Source organism: Bombilactobacillus folatiphilus (assembly GCF_023380265.1).
Classification (GTDB): domain Bacteria; phylum Bacillota; class Bacilli; order Lactobacillales; family Lactobacillaceae; genus Bombilactobacillus; species Bombilactobacillus folatiphilus.
Map to the genome: position 1 here is coordinate 714,572 of NZ_CP093366.1, position 16,521 is coordinate 731,092.

13 protein-coding genes are annotated in these 16,521 nt (G+C 37.5%); 8 read left to right on the forward strand and 5 right to left on the reverse strand.

Going from position 1 to position 16,521, the window contains the following annotated elements:
* The first annotated feature begins 158 nt into the window (after positions 1-158).
* Positions 159-1,970: an excinuclease ABC subunit UvrC gene (gene uvrC, locus MOO45_RS03685; RefSeq protein ID WP_249515033.1), complete on the forward strand. Its 1,812-nt coding sequence runs from the start codon at positions 159-161 to the stop codon at positions 1,968-1,970.
* Positions 1,971-1,974: 4 nt separating this feature from the next.
* On the opposite strand, the gene MOO45_RS03690 is transcribed toward uvrC, so the two are convergent.
* The 4 genes from MOO45_RS03690 to MOO45_RS03705 all read right to left on the reverse strand — a co-directional run bounded on the left by MOO45_RS03690 (position 1,975) and on the right by MOO45_RS03705 (position 6,277).
* The gene (locus tag MOO45_RS03690) at positions 1,975-2,589 is read right to left on the reverse strand and encodes a copper homeostasis protein CutC (RefSeq protein WP_249515034.1); all 615 of its coding nucleotides are present in this window, start codon (positions 2,587-2,589) and stop codon (positions 1,975-1,977) included.
* Between the two features lie 68 nt (positions 2,590-2,657).
* Positions 2,658-4,574: a PTS fructose transporter subunit IIABC gene (locus tag MOO45_RS03695; RefSeq protein ID WP_249515035.1), complete on the reverse strand. Its 1,917-nt coding sequence runs from the start codon at positions 4,572-4,574 to the stop codon at positions 2,658-2,660.
* A 30-nt stretch (positions 4,575-4,604) separates the two neighbouring features.
* Positions 4,605-5,522, reverse strand: a complete 918-nt coding sequence (gene pfkB / locus MOO45_RS03700) for a 1-phosphofructokinase (RefSeq protein ID WP_249515036.1) — start codon at positions 5,520-5,522, stop codon at positions 4,605-4,607.
* A complete protein-coding gene (locus MOO45_RS03705; RefSeq protein WP_249515037.1) occupies positions 5,519-6,277 on the reverse strand; it encodes a DeoR/GlpR family DNA-binding transcription regulator in 759 nt (252 codons plus the stop codon). The genes pfkB and MOO45_RS03705 overlap by 4 nt, the downstream gene beginning before the upstream one ends.
* Positions 6,278-6,438: 161 nt before the next feature.
* Between MOO45_RS03705 and obgE the strand changes: the two genes are divergently transcribed.
* From obgE to rpmF, 5 genes are all read left to right on the forward strand, one after another.
* Entirely contained in the window at positions 6,439-7,728 is a 1,290-nt protein-coding gene (gene obgE, locus MOO45_RS03710) for a GTPase ObgE (protein ID WP_249515038.1), read from the forward strand.
* A gap of 24 nt (positions 7,729-7,752) precedes the next feature.
* Positions 7,753-9,642 (forward strand): acyltransferase family protein, encoded by a 1,890-nt coding sequence (locus MOO45_RS03715; RefSeq protein ID WP_249515039.1) that lies wholly within the window; start codon positions 7,753-7,755, stop codon positions 9,640-9,642.
* A gap of 15 nt (positions 9,643-9,657) precedes the next feature.
* Positions 9,658-10,605, forward strand: a complete 948-nt coding sequence (gene rnz / locus MOO45_RS03720; RefSeq protein ID WP_249515040.1) for a ribonuclease Z — start codon at positions 9,658-9,660, stop codon at positions 10,603-10,605.
* Positions 10,602-11,408 (forward strand): SDR family NAD(P)-dependent oxidoreductase, encoded by an 807-nt coding sequence (locus MOO45_RS03725; RefSeq protein ID WP_249515041.1) that lies wholly within the window; start codon positions 10,602-10,604, stop codon positions 11,406-11,408. The genes rnz and MOO45_RS03725 overlap by 4 nt, the downstream gene beginning before the upstream one ends.
* 134 nt (positions 11,409-11,542) lie before the next feature.
* Positions 11,543-11,725 carry a 50S ribosomal protein L32 gene (gene rpmF / locus MOO45_RS03730; RefSeq protein ID WP_249515042.1) on the forward strand — a complete coding sequence of 61 codons (183 nt, stop codon included), beginning with the start codon at positions 11,543-11,545 and terminating at the stop codon, positions 11,723-11,725.
* Positions 11,726-11,880: 155 nt separating this feature from the next.
* Here rpmF and MOO45_RS03735 read toward each other — a convergent pair whose 3' ends face one another.
* Positions 11,881-12,063 carry a YjzD family protein gene (locus MOO45_RS03735; RefSeq protein WP_249515043.1) on the reverse strand — a complete coding sequence of 61 codons (183 nt, stop codon included), beginning with the start codon at positions 12,061-12,063 and terminating at the stop codon, positions 11,881-11,883.
* Positions 12,064-12,158: 95 nt separating this feature from the next.
* Between MOO45_RS03735 and MOO45_RS03740 the strand changes: the two genes are divergently transcribed.
* Positions 12,159-15,461: a DNA polymerase III subunit alpha gene (locus MOO45_RS03740; protein ID WP_249515044.1), complete on the forward strand. Its 3,303-nt coding sequence runs from the start codon at positions 12,159-12,161 to the stop codon at positions 15,459-15,461.
* A gap of 85 nt (positions 15,462-15,546) precedes the next feature.
* The gene (pfkA, locus tag MOO45_RS03745; protein ID WP_249515150.1) at positions 15,547-16,506 is read left to right on the forward strand and encodes a 6-phosphofructokinase; all 960 of its coding nucleotides are present in this window, start codon (positions 15,547-15,549) and stop codon (positions 16,504-16,506) included.
* The last annotated feature ends 15 nt before the right edge of the window (positions 16,507-16,521 follow it).

The following is a 16,521-nucleotide window of genomic DNA, read 5'->3' on the forward strand; positions in this document are numbered from 1 at the left end:
ACCTCTTTCACATTACTTGAACATCACTAATTATAGCATAATAACTGCAATATTAGTTGGTTAAACTTATAGAACGAACGAATATTCGTTTAATACTTGGTATTTGGCAACAATCAATGTAGAATATTTACATGATAAATTGAGGAGTGAAGCAATCAATGGCCACAGAATATTTAGAACATAAACTAGCGTTACTTCCCGATCGTCCAGGATGTTATTTGATGAAGGATATTAATGCTAAAATTATTTACGTTGGTAAAGCCAAAAATCTCAAAAATCGTGTTCGGTCTTATTTTAAAAGTTCCCATGAAGGTAAAACCGCGAAATTAGTCAGTGAGATCCGTGATTTTGAGACTATTGTGACTTCCACAAATAAAGAAGCGTTTTTGTTGGAAATTACCTTAATTCAAAAACATCAACCTTATTTTAATATTAAACTGAAAAAGGGTACCGGTTATCCTTATATTAAACTGACTAATGAACGTGATCCGAAGATGATCATCACAGGCCAAATCAAAAAAGATGGTGGATTCTATTTTGGTCCATATCCTAACGTGTACGCAGCTGAAGAAACGTTAAATTTTTTGCAAAAAGTTTATCCGTTGAGACGTTGTAACGGATATCAAGGTCGACCGTGTTTATATTATCATATGGGTCAATGTTTGGGTGCTTGTTTTAAAGAGATACCTGAGGAAAAATACGCGCAACAAATTAAGCATATTAAAAGTTTTTTGAATGGCAATGTAAAAACAGTTAAGAAGCAATTGACTCAAAAGATGGATGCTGCTGCACAAGATTTAAAGTTTGAAAGAGCAGCAGAACTACGCGATCAAATTCATTATATTGAGCAGACAGTTGAGAAACAAAAAATTATTTCTAATGATCGTACTCCTCGCGATTTATTTAATTTTTACGTGGATAAAGGCTGGATTTCCATTCAAGTCTTTTTTATTCGTCAGGCCCGCTTGATGAAACGAGAAAAACGAATTTTTCCTTGTATTGGTACACCAGAAGAAGAATTAGCAACTTTTATTTTGCAATTTTATAATCGTAAAAATAATGTATTACCACGGGAAATTTTAGTTCCTGAAGATGTTGATCAAGAATCTTTAAGTTCAATTTTACACGTTCCATTTCGAACACCGCAAAGAGGCGTGAAGCACGATTTATTAAAAATGGCGCATGATAACGCGCAACTTTCGTTAGAAGAAAAATTTCGGTTAATGGAGTTAGACAATCGACAGACAGTCGGTGCACAAAAGCAGATTTTTGATGCATTGTGTTTGCCATATGGACATGTGATTGAATCCTTTGATCATTCACATATTCAGGGGGCTGATGCGGTATCAGCGATGATTAGTTTTGTCGATGGTCAACCAGCTAAAGCAAATTATCGTAAATATAAAATTAAAGATATTTTGGAGCAACATAATGGTGCAGATGAATCAGCTAATACACGAGAAGTTATTTATCGTCGCTATTCGCGTTTGTTAAAAGAACACAAGCCGCTACCAGATTTGATTTTGATGGATGGTGGCTTGATTGAATTGCGAGTGATTTTGGATGTATTGCATAATGAATTAGGGATCCATATTCCTGTGGCGGGGATGGTTAAAGATGATCATCACAGTACATCGCATTTAATTACTGGTGAGCAGGGACAAATAGTGCCGTTAGATCGTAAAAGTCAAGGGTTTTATTTATTACAAAGAATCCAAGATGAAGTTCACCGATTTGCGATTACTTTTCATCGTCAAACACACAGTAAAAATGCTTTATCTTCACAATTGGAAAGTGTTAAGGGGGTAGGTCCCAAAACGCGAATTAAACTATTAAAGCATTATGGTTCTGTCAAAAAAATTAAAGACGCTCCCATTGATGATTTGATGAAATTAGGGATTTCACAAACGACTGCACAGGCAATTAAACTGTCATTGTCAGTGACACCAGTTCGCAAAATTGGTAAGTAGATTGTTAAACAATTTTCGTTCCGTGAGCTTCCTTAAGTCCTAGCAATTGAGCAATGTCATTAACATTATTTTTGGTAATGCCACCTCCCGGTAGAATGGTAATTTGTTGTTGAGCGATACAAGTTAACTCCTGCAGATGTTTAATATTAAGTGGTTGATCCAATGGACCTCCATGAGTTAAAATTCGCTGAAATTTGTGTTTGATCAACCAATTTATTGCCTGTTCTTGATTTTTAATTTCGTCGAAAGCCATGTGAAAGACGCGTTCGAGTGGTAAATCTTTTAAAACATAAAGTAGAGCATCATAATTAATTTGCTTACCAGAAGTCAATATTCCGACAGCTACACCATCGGCGCCACTTTGTGCGATCAACTTTGCATCATTACGCATGATTTCGATTTCAGTAGTATTATAAATGAAATTCCGTCCGCGAGGGCGCAACATGACAATGACGGGGGTATGATGATGGTGTGCATACTGAACAGTGGCTTGAATGACACCTAAACTCGGGGTAATACCTCCTTGCGCTAAATCAGCGTTTAATTCTAGGCGGTTAGCACCACGAGCGATTGCTTTTGGAACCTGATTGAATTCACCTACACAAGCTTCTAAAATCATTAATAATCGACTCCTTTCTAATTAATCATACAAAAAAAGTCCAATTATTTGGACTCTTTTGTGAATTTTTATTTAACAACTTCTTTTTCAGGAGCTTGTTTCCATAAACCATAAATAATTCCGGCTATAACGGCACCGATAATAACAGCTAAAATGAATAACCAAGGATGATTTGATAATGGTGAAACAAAAATTCCGCCGTGTGGTGCTGGAACGTTAACTTTCCAAAATTGGGTTAATCCACCACCAATTGCAGCACCAATCACACTTGGAATAATTACGTGTAATGGATCGCCAGCCGCGAAAGGAATTGCACCTTCAGTAATAAAGGCAGCACCTAAAATATAGTTACTCATCGCTGCTTGATGTTCTTGTTCGGTAAACTTATTTTTCCAAATTGTAGCAGCTAAGGCAATCGCTAATGGAGGAATCATTCCACCGGCCATAACAGCGGCCATCAAAGCACCACTTTTGGTAGTGGTAAAACTGGCAATCGCAAAAGCATAAGCTGCTTTGTTGAAAGGACCACCCATGTCGAGGGACATCATACCGGCTAATAAAGCACCCAAAATCACAGCATTGCCTGTTCCCATATTAGTTAAGAAAGTTGAAATTGCCTTGTTAACAATTGCGAAGACAGGATCAATAGCAAAGTACATAATAGCGCCGACAATTAATAAACTGAAGACAGGATATAACAACATTGGCTTCATTCCTTCAAGAGACTTGGGAATGAACTTGAAAAACTTTTTCAGACCAACAACTACCCAACCAGCAATGAAACCACCTAAGAGTCCGCCGATAAAGCCAGCAGGACTATTTGAGGATACAACGCTAGCACTTGCTTGTGAGGCCATAAAACCAGCTACAAAACCAGGCATTAATGCGGGTAAATCAGCCATTGAAACGGCGATATAAGCAGCTAAAACTGGAATTAAAAAGTTAAAGGCATAGTTCCCAATACCGTTAAAGAAAAGAAATGAAGTAGACTTAGGACCAGCTACATTTTCGATTAAGAAAGAGATAGCCATTAAAATTCCGCCACCAACAACAAATGGTAACATGTGTGAGATACCATTCATTAAATCGGCATAAATACGTGACCAAGTAGATTTACCTTCAACTGCGTCTTCACCAGCAGTATTATCATCGGGATTAGCATGATAAGTAGGTGCATTACCAGCCTCAATTTTATTAATTAACTCTTCAGGTTTATTAATACCATCAATTACTGGCCGATTTAATAATTTTTTACCATCAAAACGTCCCATATCTACTTTTTTATCAGCAGTAATAATGACTCCGTCAGCTTTACTAATTTCGGCGGCAGTCAATTTATTTTTGACACCTTCGGAACCATTTGTTTCGACACGAACCTTGATGCCTAATTTTTCGCCAGCTTCTATTAATCCTGCTTCAGCCATGTAAGTGTGAGCAATACCATTAGGACAAGCAGAAACAGCTACAATGAAACCTTGATCGTTTGTCTGTTCGGGTGCAGCTTGTTGTTGTTTTTCTTTTTCTTCTTTAGCTTGTTCGGCTTGATTAAACAAGTCTTGAACTTCTTGGGGTGTAGTTGCTTTCTTTAAATTAGACACTAGATCAGGATTAATTAATAATGAAGAAAGAGCCGCCAGCGCTTGTAAGTGCAAGGTATCAGCACCATCAGGGGCGGCAATCATGAAGAATAAATAAACTGGTTGTCCGTCTAAAGCATCATAGTCTACACCTTGTTGACTTTTAGCAAACATTACAGTTGCTTTTTTGACAGCTTTATCACGGGCATGGGGCATCGCAATACCATCGCCAATACCTGTACTGGTTTCAGCTTCACGCTTTAAGATATCTTGTTTAAACAATTCAGCGTCATCAATAACGCCCGTTTTAACATAATTGTCAATCATTTCATCAATGGCAGCTTCTTTCGTAGTTGCTTTCAAATCCATAATCATGACGTCTTTACGCAATAATTCGTTGAGATCCATCTTTACACTTCCTTAAATAAAATTAAGTTCCTACTGAATTTGAGTAACTGTGATCTGCTGATAGACTGTTTTAATTTTGTCTATCGTTGCTAAATCTTCACTAAAAGCAGTTGCCGAACCACAAGCGGCACCGACGTGGAAACTTGCCAAAGGATCGTTGGTTTTCATGTAAGTTCCAACAAAACCTGCAATCATTGAATCTCCAGCACCCACAGAATTCTTAACAACATCCTTGGGGGCATTACACTTATAAGCCGCATCGTTAGTCACTAATAATGCGCCATCGCCAGCCATCGAAACTAACGCATGTTGAGCCCCCTTATTGAGTAAGCGACGAGCAGCGCTAATAATTTCGTCAAGACTTTGAAATTGTGTAGCAAACAAGTCAGCTAACTCATGGTGATTCGGTTTAATAACTAACGGGTGGAACGGCAAAGTGTCTAGTAATGCTTGCCCAGTTGTGTCAATTATGAATTCTGCACCGTGTTCGGTAACCTGCTGAGCAATATCTAGATAGAATTGTTGATCTAATCCAGGTGGCGTACTACCAGCCATCACAACCACATCTTTAGGACCAATTTGGGCAATTTTTTGCATCAAATCGGCTTTTTCCAAATCGCTGATGGTTGGACCTTGACCGTTAATTTCTGTTTCCTCGTGATCGGTCTTGATTTTGACGTTAATACGAGTATCACCGTTCACTTTCGTAAAAGCAGTTTGAACTTGATTCTGTGACAATAATTGGTTAAACATTTCACCAGTTAAACCGCCAACAAAGCCTAAAGCGACAGAATCTGAATTCAATTCTTTTAAAATACGTGAAACGTTGATGCCTTTTCCACCAGGAAGTTTAACATCTGTTTGGACACGATTGACTTCGCCTAAAGTGACCGCCTGTAACTGCAAAACGTAATCAATTGAAGGATTCGCAGTAAGGGTATATATCATTTAGTGACCTCCATTAAGATAGTATGTTTCATTAATCGTGCTTTTATATCAGCAGGCAATTCGTCAGAAATAATGGCAGCGTTTTGAATGCTTGCAAATTTACTAAAACGTGTTTGCTGATACTTAGAGTGATCAGTAAGAATGTAAGCTTGTTCAGATTGTTCAATGGCAATGCGCTTGACCAATGATTCTTCAGGATCTGGTGTTGTGAATCCATGAGATTCATCAAAACCATTGGTTCCCAAAAATGCTTGATCTAAATGGCAATCCCTTAAGTAAGTCAAAACAGTCTGTCCAACCGCTGCTTTAGTAGAATTGCGCAATTGACCACCTAACATAATCGTGTTTATTTGATAATCAGCCAATAAAGCAGCATTATCAACACTATTTGTCAAGACAAGTAAGTCTTGATGATTAGCTAAAAACGGAATCATTGCTCGGGTGGTGGTCCCTGAATCTAAAAAAATCACTTCATGATCGTTAATCAAATTGACGGCTCTTTGCGCAATTAATTTTTTAACTGACTGATGTAATTGTGCTCGAATTCCAACTTTAGATTCTTCCAGTAGAGAAGAGGTTACCAATTTAGCACCGCCATGAATTCGCAGCAATAATTTTTGCTTTTCTAAATCACATAGATCACGGCGGACTGTTGACTCTGATGCACCAGTTAAAGTGGTTAAATCATGAATGGTAACAATTTTTTTTTGATTCAATTGGTCCAAAATGACTTGCCTTCGTCGTTCTGTAATCACTTACATATTACCTCCAAGAATATAATACTCTATTTTTAATCAAAATCAATCAAAATCTTTCAAAAACTCTCAAAAAATACTAATGCGATTAACGAGGTTCAACACTTTTTTGAAGTGATTTATGGTAAAATTGAACTCTGATAAGAATTCTGGAGGTTTCCATGTTTGTAGATAATGTAAAAATAACTGTTAAAGCTGGGGCTGGTGGCGATGGATCTGTTGCTTTTCGCCATGAAAAATATGTTGCCAAGGGTGGTCCTTATGGTGGTGACGGCGGTAATGGTGGTAGTGTCATTCTCAAAGTTGATTCGGGATTACGAACTTTAATGGATTTTCGTTATCAGCATAATTTTAAGGCTCATGCTGGTGGTAATGGGATGACTAAAGCCATGCATGGCGCCAATGCGCAAAACACCTATATCAGTGTGCCTCCAGGGACGATTGTGACAGATTTGGCAACTAAGGAAGTATTAGGAGATTTGGTGGATAATGACCAAGAATTGATTGTGGCTCAAGGTGGTCATGGTGGTCGTGGTAATATTCATTTTGCTACCTCCCGTAATACGGCTCCAGAAATTGCGGAAAATGGTACTCCAGGCGAACAGCGAGAAATTCAATTAGAACTGCAATTGTTAGCTGATGTTGGTTTGGTTGGCTTCCCATCAGTGGGTAAGTCAACATTGTTATCAGTGGCGACAAAAGCTCGTCCTAAGATCGCTGCTTATCAATTTACAACTTTAAAGCCTAATTTAGGCATGGTACGTTTAGCTGACGGTCAAGATTTTGTGTTGGCAGATTTGCCTGGTTTAATCGCCGGTGCTGCTCAAGGTGTTGGCTTAGGTTTTCAATTTTTACGGCATGTTGAGCGGACCAGAGTTTTATTGCATCTAATTGATATGGATCCTAATAACGGACGCGCTGCGGTAGCTGATTATCGTCAAATTAATGAGGAATTACGTCAATATGATCCACGATTACTTGAACGACCACAATTAATTGTCGCCACCAAAATGGATTTGCCAGGTGCTAAAGAAGCCTTGAAAAATTTCAAGCAATCCTTAAGTTTATCTGATCAAGATGTTGTGGAAATTTCGAGTGTGACCCATGCGGGCGTAGACGATCTGTTACGAAAAACGGCACAGCTTTTGCTTGATGCACCAATGCCGAAAAGTCAGGCTGAAGAGGTGGAGATTCCGGTACAAAAAGTTTATAAATACCAAGAGAACAATCAATCACAAATTGAAATTAAGCAATTGGATGAGCATACGTTTGAAGTAGTTAATTCTGCAGTCGGTTCATTGCTGCAACGTAGTAATTTGAATTATCAAGATGGTGTCATGCGTTTTGCACGTAAGATCAAGCGCATGGGAGTTGATCAAGCCTTAGCAGAGGCTGGAGCGCAAGTTGGCGATACGGTCGTTATTGACGACTTTGAGTTTGAATTTATGTAATAACTGTTGGAGTTGTGGAAGGTATTGGAACAAGTTAAACAAAAAAGCCGTTATATTACTGGTTTTGACGGTTTGCGGACACTAGGTGTTATTGGTGTTATTTTGTACCATTTAAACCCAGCTATTTTTGCGGGTGGTTATTTAGGGGTTCCTATTTTTTTAGTGTTATCGGGCTATTTGATAACTGATCAGATTTTAAGATCATTGCGAATTGACGGTCATTTTTCGTTAAAACAGTATTACGGCAAGAGAATTCGCCGACTGTATCCGGGTCTTTTGTTGATGCTATTTAGTGCGAGTGCTTATATTACTTTGTTTCAACAAAATCTATTAAAAAATTTACGGTCTATTTTTGTAACTAATGTATTAAATGTTTATAATTTTTGGCAAATTTTGCATGGACAATCTTATTTTGATCGTTTTGCCAATAATGAATCGCCGTTTACTCATTTGTGGACTTTGTCATTGCAGGGCCAGTTTTATTTTTTGTGGCCATTGCTGCTAATTTTGTTGTTGAGATGGTTTTCGACCAAAAAATTCTTTACCATTACATTTTTAGTGACTTGTTTTTCGGCAGTTTTAATGGCGTTATTGTATAATCCGCACCTGGATCCTAGTCGCGTTTACTATGGTACAGACACACGGATGTTTTCATTGCTATTAGGTTGTTTGTTAGCAATGATGTGGCCGAGTAATAATTTACGGACGACAGTAAGACGTTTTGATCGAAATTTGTTGAATATTGTTGGCACTGTTGCATTTGTTGGAATGCTGTTTCTAATTTTTAAAATGAAGGCTACAGATGCATTCACTTATCGGGGCGGAATTTTTCTTTTTTCAGTTTTGACCACGTTATTAGTGGCTGTCATTGCACACCCAGCGGCAATGTGGAATCGTCTTTTAACTAACCCACTTTTTGCAAAGATTGGTAAAATTAGTTATGGTCTTTATTTATATCAATTTCCTGTGATGATTTTTTTTGAATCAAAATTCAAAAATGTTGCGGATCATCCATTGTTATATCCGATAGTTGAAATTGTGTTAATTTTTGGAGTTAGTTGGATGTCCTACTACTTTGTTGAAAGTCCGCTAGGCAAGGGTGATTGGCGCCAATTATTGAAACAATGGGCAAGACCGAGTCATTTATTAATTGAAATTGTGTTGTTGGTGATTGTATTTTTAGGAAGTGTGGGCTTGATCCGGGATAATGGTCAGGCTGTCAATGCTGACCATAGTCCGCTAGCGCAAAAAATTGCCCAAAATAAGAGTCAAAATGTTAGTCATAATCAGCAAGCTTTAAAAGTAATTAAAAAGAATCAACAGGTTCATAACCATCGTCAAGTTAAGAAATGGCAGAAATTAGCGCAAAAACATCCAGTTAATCAGCGTTATCAAAAGTTAGGAATATCACAATTTGATTTACAACGTGCACAGGATCTACCTGCTTTAGCGGTTGGCGATTCGGTGATGGTAGATGGCTCTGATGGATTACGAGCTATTTTTCCAAAAATGGTGATTAATGCTGATGTCAGTCGGGGAATTGAAGCAGCAATTACTACTTTAAGCAATTATAAAGATCAGAATGCTTTGCCTCAGACAATCATTATGGGTATTGGAACAAATGGAGCAATTAGTGAAAAACAGGTTGTCCAAGTTTTGAATTTGGCAGGAGCAAAAAGGCAGGTTTTTTGGATTAATGTTCACGTGCCAACGCGTTCATGGGAAAAATCAGTGAATGACCTGCTACAATCTGAGTCTCAAAAGTATCATAATTTGCATGTGATCGATTGGTATGAGTATAGTCAAGCTCATCCAAAGTGGTTTTATGATGATCAAGTGCATACTAATGATCAAGGTTCCAAGTATTACAGTACTTTGATTGCTAAAAGCATTTTAAAACAGACAAAATATTAATGATGGAAGATAATTATGGAGTTAGAATTTTTAGGAACTGGAGCAGGTGTACCGTCTAAGGGGCGTAATCTATCAAGTTTAGCTTTAAAATTATTGAATGAGCGTAATGAAATTTGGTTATTCGACGTAGGCGAGGGCACTCAGCAGCAGATTTTGTCAACCAATATCCGTCCACGTAAGATTACGAAGATTTTTATTACGCATTTGCACGGGGATCATCTTTTTGGGTTGCCAGGATTGTTGTCTTCGCGCTCCTTTCAAGGCGGTGATACGCCCTTAGATTTGTACGGACCGCCGGGAATTAAGCAATATGTTCAAACAAGTATTGCACTATCGGATAGTCATTTAGGGTATCAAATTCGTTATCATGAGTTAAAAGATGGCGGAATTGTTTTTGAAGATAAGACTTTTAAAATCAGTTGTCAACAAGTAGATCACCGGATATTGTGTTATGGTTATCGTATTGAGGAAAAACCTCATCCGGGGGAATTATTGATGGATCTTTTAGCGGATTATCATTTGCCTAATGGGCCTATTTTGGGTCAATTAAAACGTGGTGAGCAGGTCAAATTGGCTGATGGTAGGGTCTTAAATGGCTTTGATTTTTTAGGCCCCAGCCAATCGGGACGAATTGTGACGATTATTGGTGATACGCGTTATACAGATGCTAGTGTACAACTGGCTCGAAATGCCGATGTTTTAGTGCACGAGAGTACTTTGGCTGGTAGTGAAAAAAAGATGGCACATCGACACTATCATTCGACAAGTGCGCAAGCAGCGCAAATTGCGAAGAAAGCACATGTTCAAAAATTATTGTTGAATCATATTTCGGCGCGATATGTGGGGCATAAATTTTATGAGTTATTAAACGATGCACGTAAGATTTTTCCTAATACTTACGTTGTTAAAGATTTTGATCAATTTGAAATCAAGTTAAATCAACAAGGAGATGACTCTCAATGAATCTTGCCCCATTAAAACATTTACAAAGTCAAACTATTATTATTACAGGGGCCTCATCAGGGATTGGACGACAGTTGGCATTCAAATTGGCTAATCAAAATGCAAACTTGATTCTGATTGCTAGAAATCAAACCAAATTAGTTGAATTGACTCAACAGTGTCAGGTGTTATCTGATGGTACGGTGGATTATTATAGTTTAGATATCAGCGTTGCGAAACATGTTAAAACAACTTTTGAGGATATCCAAAATAAGCATAAGCGTATTGAAATTTTGATCAATGCTGCGGGGTTTGGAGATTTTACGCAATTTAACCAAACGGATTACGCTTTATGGCATAAGATGTTTAAGGTTAATGTTCTTGGCACAATGCTATTGACACGATATGCGGCACAAATGATGATGGAGCAAAAATTGGGGCAAATTATTAACCTAGGCTCCATGGGTGGTAAAATTGCGACACCTAAATCGGCCGTTTATTCTGCGACTAAAGCAGCCGTGATCGCATTTTCTGATGCACTACGTCTAGAATTACGTCCATTTAATGTTCAGGTTACGACGATTAACCCCGGGCCTGTGGAAACTGAATTTTTTCAAACAGCTGATCATACAGGACAGTATTTGAAGTCGATTGGTGGATTGAAGTTACAGCCGCAACAACTTGCTGAAGATATCATTCACTGTATCGGTCGACCGGTTCGTGAGTTGAATCGTCCTCAGATTATGCAGCTAGCTTATGTGGGTTATCAGTTGTTTCCGTATGTAGGTGATTGGTTAACAGCACGATTTGGTAATCAAAAATGACATATTTCTGGTAGAAAAAAGTAAAATGGCTTGCTCTTCATGTGAATTGATAGTAACATATTAAAGTAAATACGGTTGTTATCTATGTATTCATATATTTGAAAAGCAATTTAGAAAGAGGAGAGTTATTAAAAATGGCAGTTCCAGCAAGAAAAACTTCCAAACAAAAAAAGCGTCAACGTCGAGGACATATTAAATTAAGTCAACCCAATATTCAGTTTGATGCAACGACAGGTGAGTATCGGATGAATCATCATGTTTCCCCTAAGGGCTATTACAAGGGTAAACAAGTTGTGACCGCAGATCAAAAAGATTAATAATTTTATTTAAGACAGATTAACTTGGTTAGTCTGTCTTAAATTTTTTAGTTGTTTTCCAGTTTGTGGGAAAGTAGTATATACGATATTATTGCATGGTATCAGCTTAATTTTGTCTAGTTGTATAAAAAAAGAGTAACTTTTTGAATTGAAAGTTACTCTTTTTTTGAATCACTGGATTCTAAGCAAGCTGCTAAGATCCAGAAGACAATTGTGAAAATGACAGAAACTATCAAGGCAGTTTGAGGTTTATATGAACTGCTAGTTAAAGCAGAGCCAATATAACCCAACACTTGTCCATACACTAAAATCCAAAAAAGACTAGTTAGATATTTCATTATTTGCATCTCACTTTCATATACGGATTTTAACATAAAATTAGGCAAACAGTTGAAAAATTAGTAAAATAATTGGTGTTAGGAGGTTATAATGATTGACCGTACAATTACAAGTTTTAAGTAGTTATTCTTTGTTGCAAAGTACAATTCGTTTGCCACAATTGGTGCAACAAGCATCTCAAATGGGTTATAAATTTATAGCGTTAACGGATGTTAATGTGACTTATGGACTAGTCGATTTTTATAAGTTAGCGTGCAAAGCTCAGTTGCGACCATTATTGGGCATGACTTTACAAATTCCCGGAATTTTGGATTTGGAAAATGAATATCAATTGCTGGTGATAGCTAAAACGCAACAGGGATATCATAATCTCCTCCAATTATCGACGTTGATTCAAACTCAGCAAGAGCCTTTTATTCTCAATGAGCATGCTGATCTATTCAAGGATACGGCTTTAATTATACCTGCCGGTCAAAGTGAATTGACTTCCTTATTGCAACAAGAAAAAGGACAACTAGTACCACAATTTTTACGTCAATTACAACAGTTGCCGACCCATGATTTGTATTTAGGATTAGACATGCGAAATATGACTGTCTCTCAGTTACAATTGCGTTTGCGCTTGAGTGAGTTGCAGAAAATCAAATGTGTGTTGTTAGATGATGTTCAATATTTAAACGCGAATGATGCTTTTGCACAAAAGATTTTGCATCATGTATCGACTGGTCAAAAATTAACTGATACTGATGTTCAAGGACAACATGATTTGAGATCAGCAAGTCAAGTAGCTAAACAAGCCCAACAACTGGATTTAAAAAAAGCATTCGTTAATACACAAAAATTGGCACAAAATTGTAATGTTGAACTAGAATTTAAGCGCACACAATTACCTCAATTTGTGACACCCAATCAAGAATCTTCGGAACAATATTTAACAAGTTTGACACAAAAAGGCTTAAAACGTTATTTACCCAATGGGATTCCCGACCAATATCAACAACGTTTACAGCATGAATTACAGGTGATTAACCAAATGGGATATGCTGACTATTTTTTGATTGTATGGGATGTAGTCAATCAAGCGCACCACTTAAATATTTTGACTGGTCCTGGCAGAGGTTCTGCTGCTGGTTCGTTGGTTAGTTTTGTATTAGGTATTACACAAATTGATCCATTAAAATATGATTTGCTGTTTGAACGTTTTTTGAACCCTGAACGTGTTGATATGCCAGATATTGATTTGGATATTCCAGATAATCGGCGGGGAGAATTGGTTCAATATATGCATCAAAAATATGGTGCTCAACATATGGCACAGATTATTACTTTTGGGACGTTTGCGGCGAAACAAGCTTTGCGTGATGTAGGATCGGTCATGGGGTTAAGTCAGATAGAATTGAAGCAATGGTCCAGTTCTATTCCGACTCAATTGGGGATGAAATTACAAGATGCTTATCGTCAATCACGTCAACTTCAAACTTTAGTTCAAAAAAATCAGCATAATCGGCTTATTTTTGATACTGCTATCCAGATTGAAGGACTACCACGTCATTTTTCGACGCATGCGGCAGGAGTTGTTTTGAGTGCGTCAGATTTAACGCAAACAGTAGCATTACAGGCGGGTGGCAGTGAAAATATTTGGTTAACGCAACAGACGAAAAATAATGTAGAGGCACTGGGATTACTGAAAATTGATTTTTTAGGTTTACGTAATTTAACCATTTTGGCACAAGCACTCAAATTAGTTCAACAGCATACGGGCACAGAACTAAAAATTACACAAATTCCGTTGGATGACCCACAAACACTCCGAATCTTTAGTCGTGGTGCTACAGATGGTATTTTTCAGTTTGAATCTCCAGGTATTCGTGAGGTCTTAAAACAGTTAAAACCGGATAATTTTCACGACATTGTGGCTACTAATGCCCTGTATCGTCCGGGACCGATGCAAAATATTCCACATTTTATCGCACGTAAACATCATCAAGAACCAGTTGTTTACCCAGATGATTCTCTGAAAAAGATTTTGCAACCAACGTATGGAATTTTGGTGTATCAAGAACAAGTGATGCAAGTGGTCGCGCAAATGGCGGGCTTTAGTTTGGCACAAGCTGACTTGTTACGGCGTGCGATTGCCAAAAAAGATAAGCAAATCATGGATCAACAGCGACAACAATTTATAGATAATTCTTTACAAAGAGGTCATCAATTGTCGAACTCTCAACAGGTTTTTGACTATATTGAAAAATTCGCTAATTATGGTTTTAATAAGGCACATGCGGTGGCTTATAGTCAGTTGGCATATAGTTTAGCTTATTTGAAAGTTTACTATCCACAGTCCTTTTTTACAGCGCTTTTAAATAATCTTCGAAATGAGGCAAAGTTATCCACATATTTTCAGGATTTGAAACACCGCGGCATTAAAGTCCTCTTACCTGACATTAATTGTAGCCAGGGAATGTTTACGATAGAGGGCGCGAACGTTCGTTTTGGCTTTAGTTTTATCAAACATTTGCGACGTGATTTAATTCAAGATATTCTCCGACAACGTCAAAGAGGACCATTTAAAAGTTTAACAAATTTTATTCAACGAATTGATGAACGCTTTCAAACAGTTGATGATATATTGCCACTTATTTATAGCGGTTGTTTTGATAATTTAACATCGAATCGCCGACAACTAGTGGAACAACTAGATGATTTGATTCAAAGAATCAAATTTGCTAAGGGAAGTCAAAGTATATTTGATACACTAAAACCTAAGCAACAATTGATTGAAGACTTTAGTAACTTAGAGAAGTTGAAGTATGAACAAAAATATTTGAGTAGCTATATCTCAGGTCATCCTGTTGATAAATATTCATCCTTGAAATGGCTGTATCCTATTCAATCTATTAATCAGATTCAGTCACAGCAGCGGCCGCTTATTTTATATTTTGTAAAAAAAATTAGGGTTATTCGGACGAAAAAGGGTCAGCAAATGGCATTTTTGATGGGAGGAGATCAGCAAAAAGATATCTCTGTTACAGTTTTTCCAGATTTGTATCAAAAAACTAAATTGCAAGAAAATAGTGTTTATCTTATGCAAGTACGGACTAATCGTAATAAGCAAAATGAATTCGAGCTAGTTGCAATCACAATTCAGCCAGCACGGTCGTTAATGACGCAAGTCCCTAAACATCAATTATTTATCCGTTTTCCACATAAAAAAAACGAATTAATGGAAAAATTAATGATATTAACGCAAAAATTTCCAGGATCAACACCCATAATCGTATTGTTTTCAGAAAATAATGAAAAGATTTTATTAAAAAAAAATAACTGGTTAAACTACAATCAACAAAGCAAACAAAGCTTGTTGCAGTTAGTTGGTGAGGGCAATTTTGTCTATCAATAGACTGGTTTTCTGGTAAGAGACACTGTTTTTTTTTCAAAATAATGGTATATTTTGTATGTAGTTTCATTAAGTGTGAGGTGTGATGATGAAAAGAATTGGTGTGATGACTAGTGGCGGCGATGCTCCTGGGATGAATGCTGCAGTTCGTGCAGTAGCTAGACGTGCAATGTCACAAGGCTTAGAAGTTTATGGGATTGACTATGGATATGCTGGCTTGGTAGCGGGCGACATTTTCAAGATGGAGCGCTCTGATGTCGGTGATATCATTAATCGTGGTGGAACAATGCTTTATTCAGCACGTTACCCAGAATTTGCCCAAGTTGAGGGTCAATTAAAGGGAATTGAACAGCTGAAAAAATTTGATATTGATGCATTGGTTGTTATTGGTGGCGATGGTTCTTACCATGGAGCGTTACGTTTGACCGAGCATGGGTATAATACTATTGGTTTACCGGGAACGATTGATAACGATATTCCTTATACTGATTTTACCATTGGCTTTGATACGGCTGTGAATACGGTTGTTGAATCCATTGATAAAATTCGTGATACGGCTGCTAGCCATGAGCGGACTTTTGTTGTTGAAGTTATGGGACGTGGTGCCGGCGATATTGCATTATGGGCTGGTGTTGCTGGTGGCGCCGATGAAATTATTGTTCCAGAAAAAGAATTCGATATTGCAAAAATTGCTGAGAATATTCAAGCATTAAGAGCACGTGGTAAAAAGCATACGATCATTGTCTTGGCTGAAGGTGTCATGCATGCTGATGAATTCATGACTCAATTGAAGGCTTATGGAGATTTTGATGCACGGAGTACAGTTTTAGGACATGTCCAACGTGGCGGTTCACCATCAGCTCGTGATCGAGTTTTGGCAAGTAAAATGGGTGCTTATGCGGTCGATTTGTTATTACAAGGTAAGGGTGGCATTGCTATTGGCACTGAGAATAATCAATTAACATATCATCCAGTAACTGAATTATTTGATCAAAAGCATCAACCAGATTTAAGCTTATATGAGATAAACAAATCTTTAGCTAAATAATGTTTTCTGCTATCC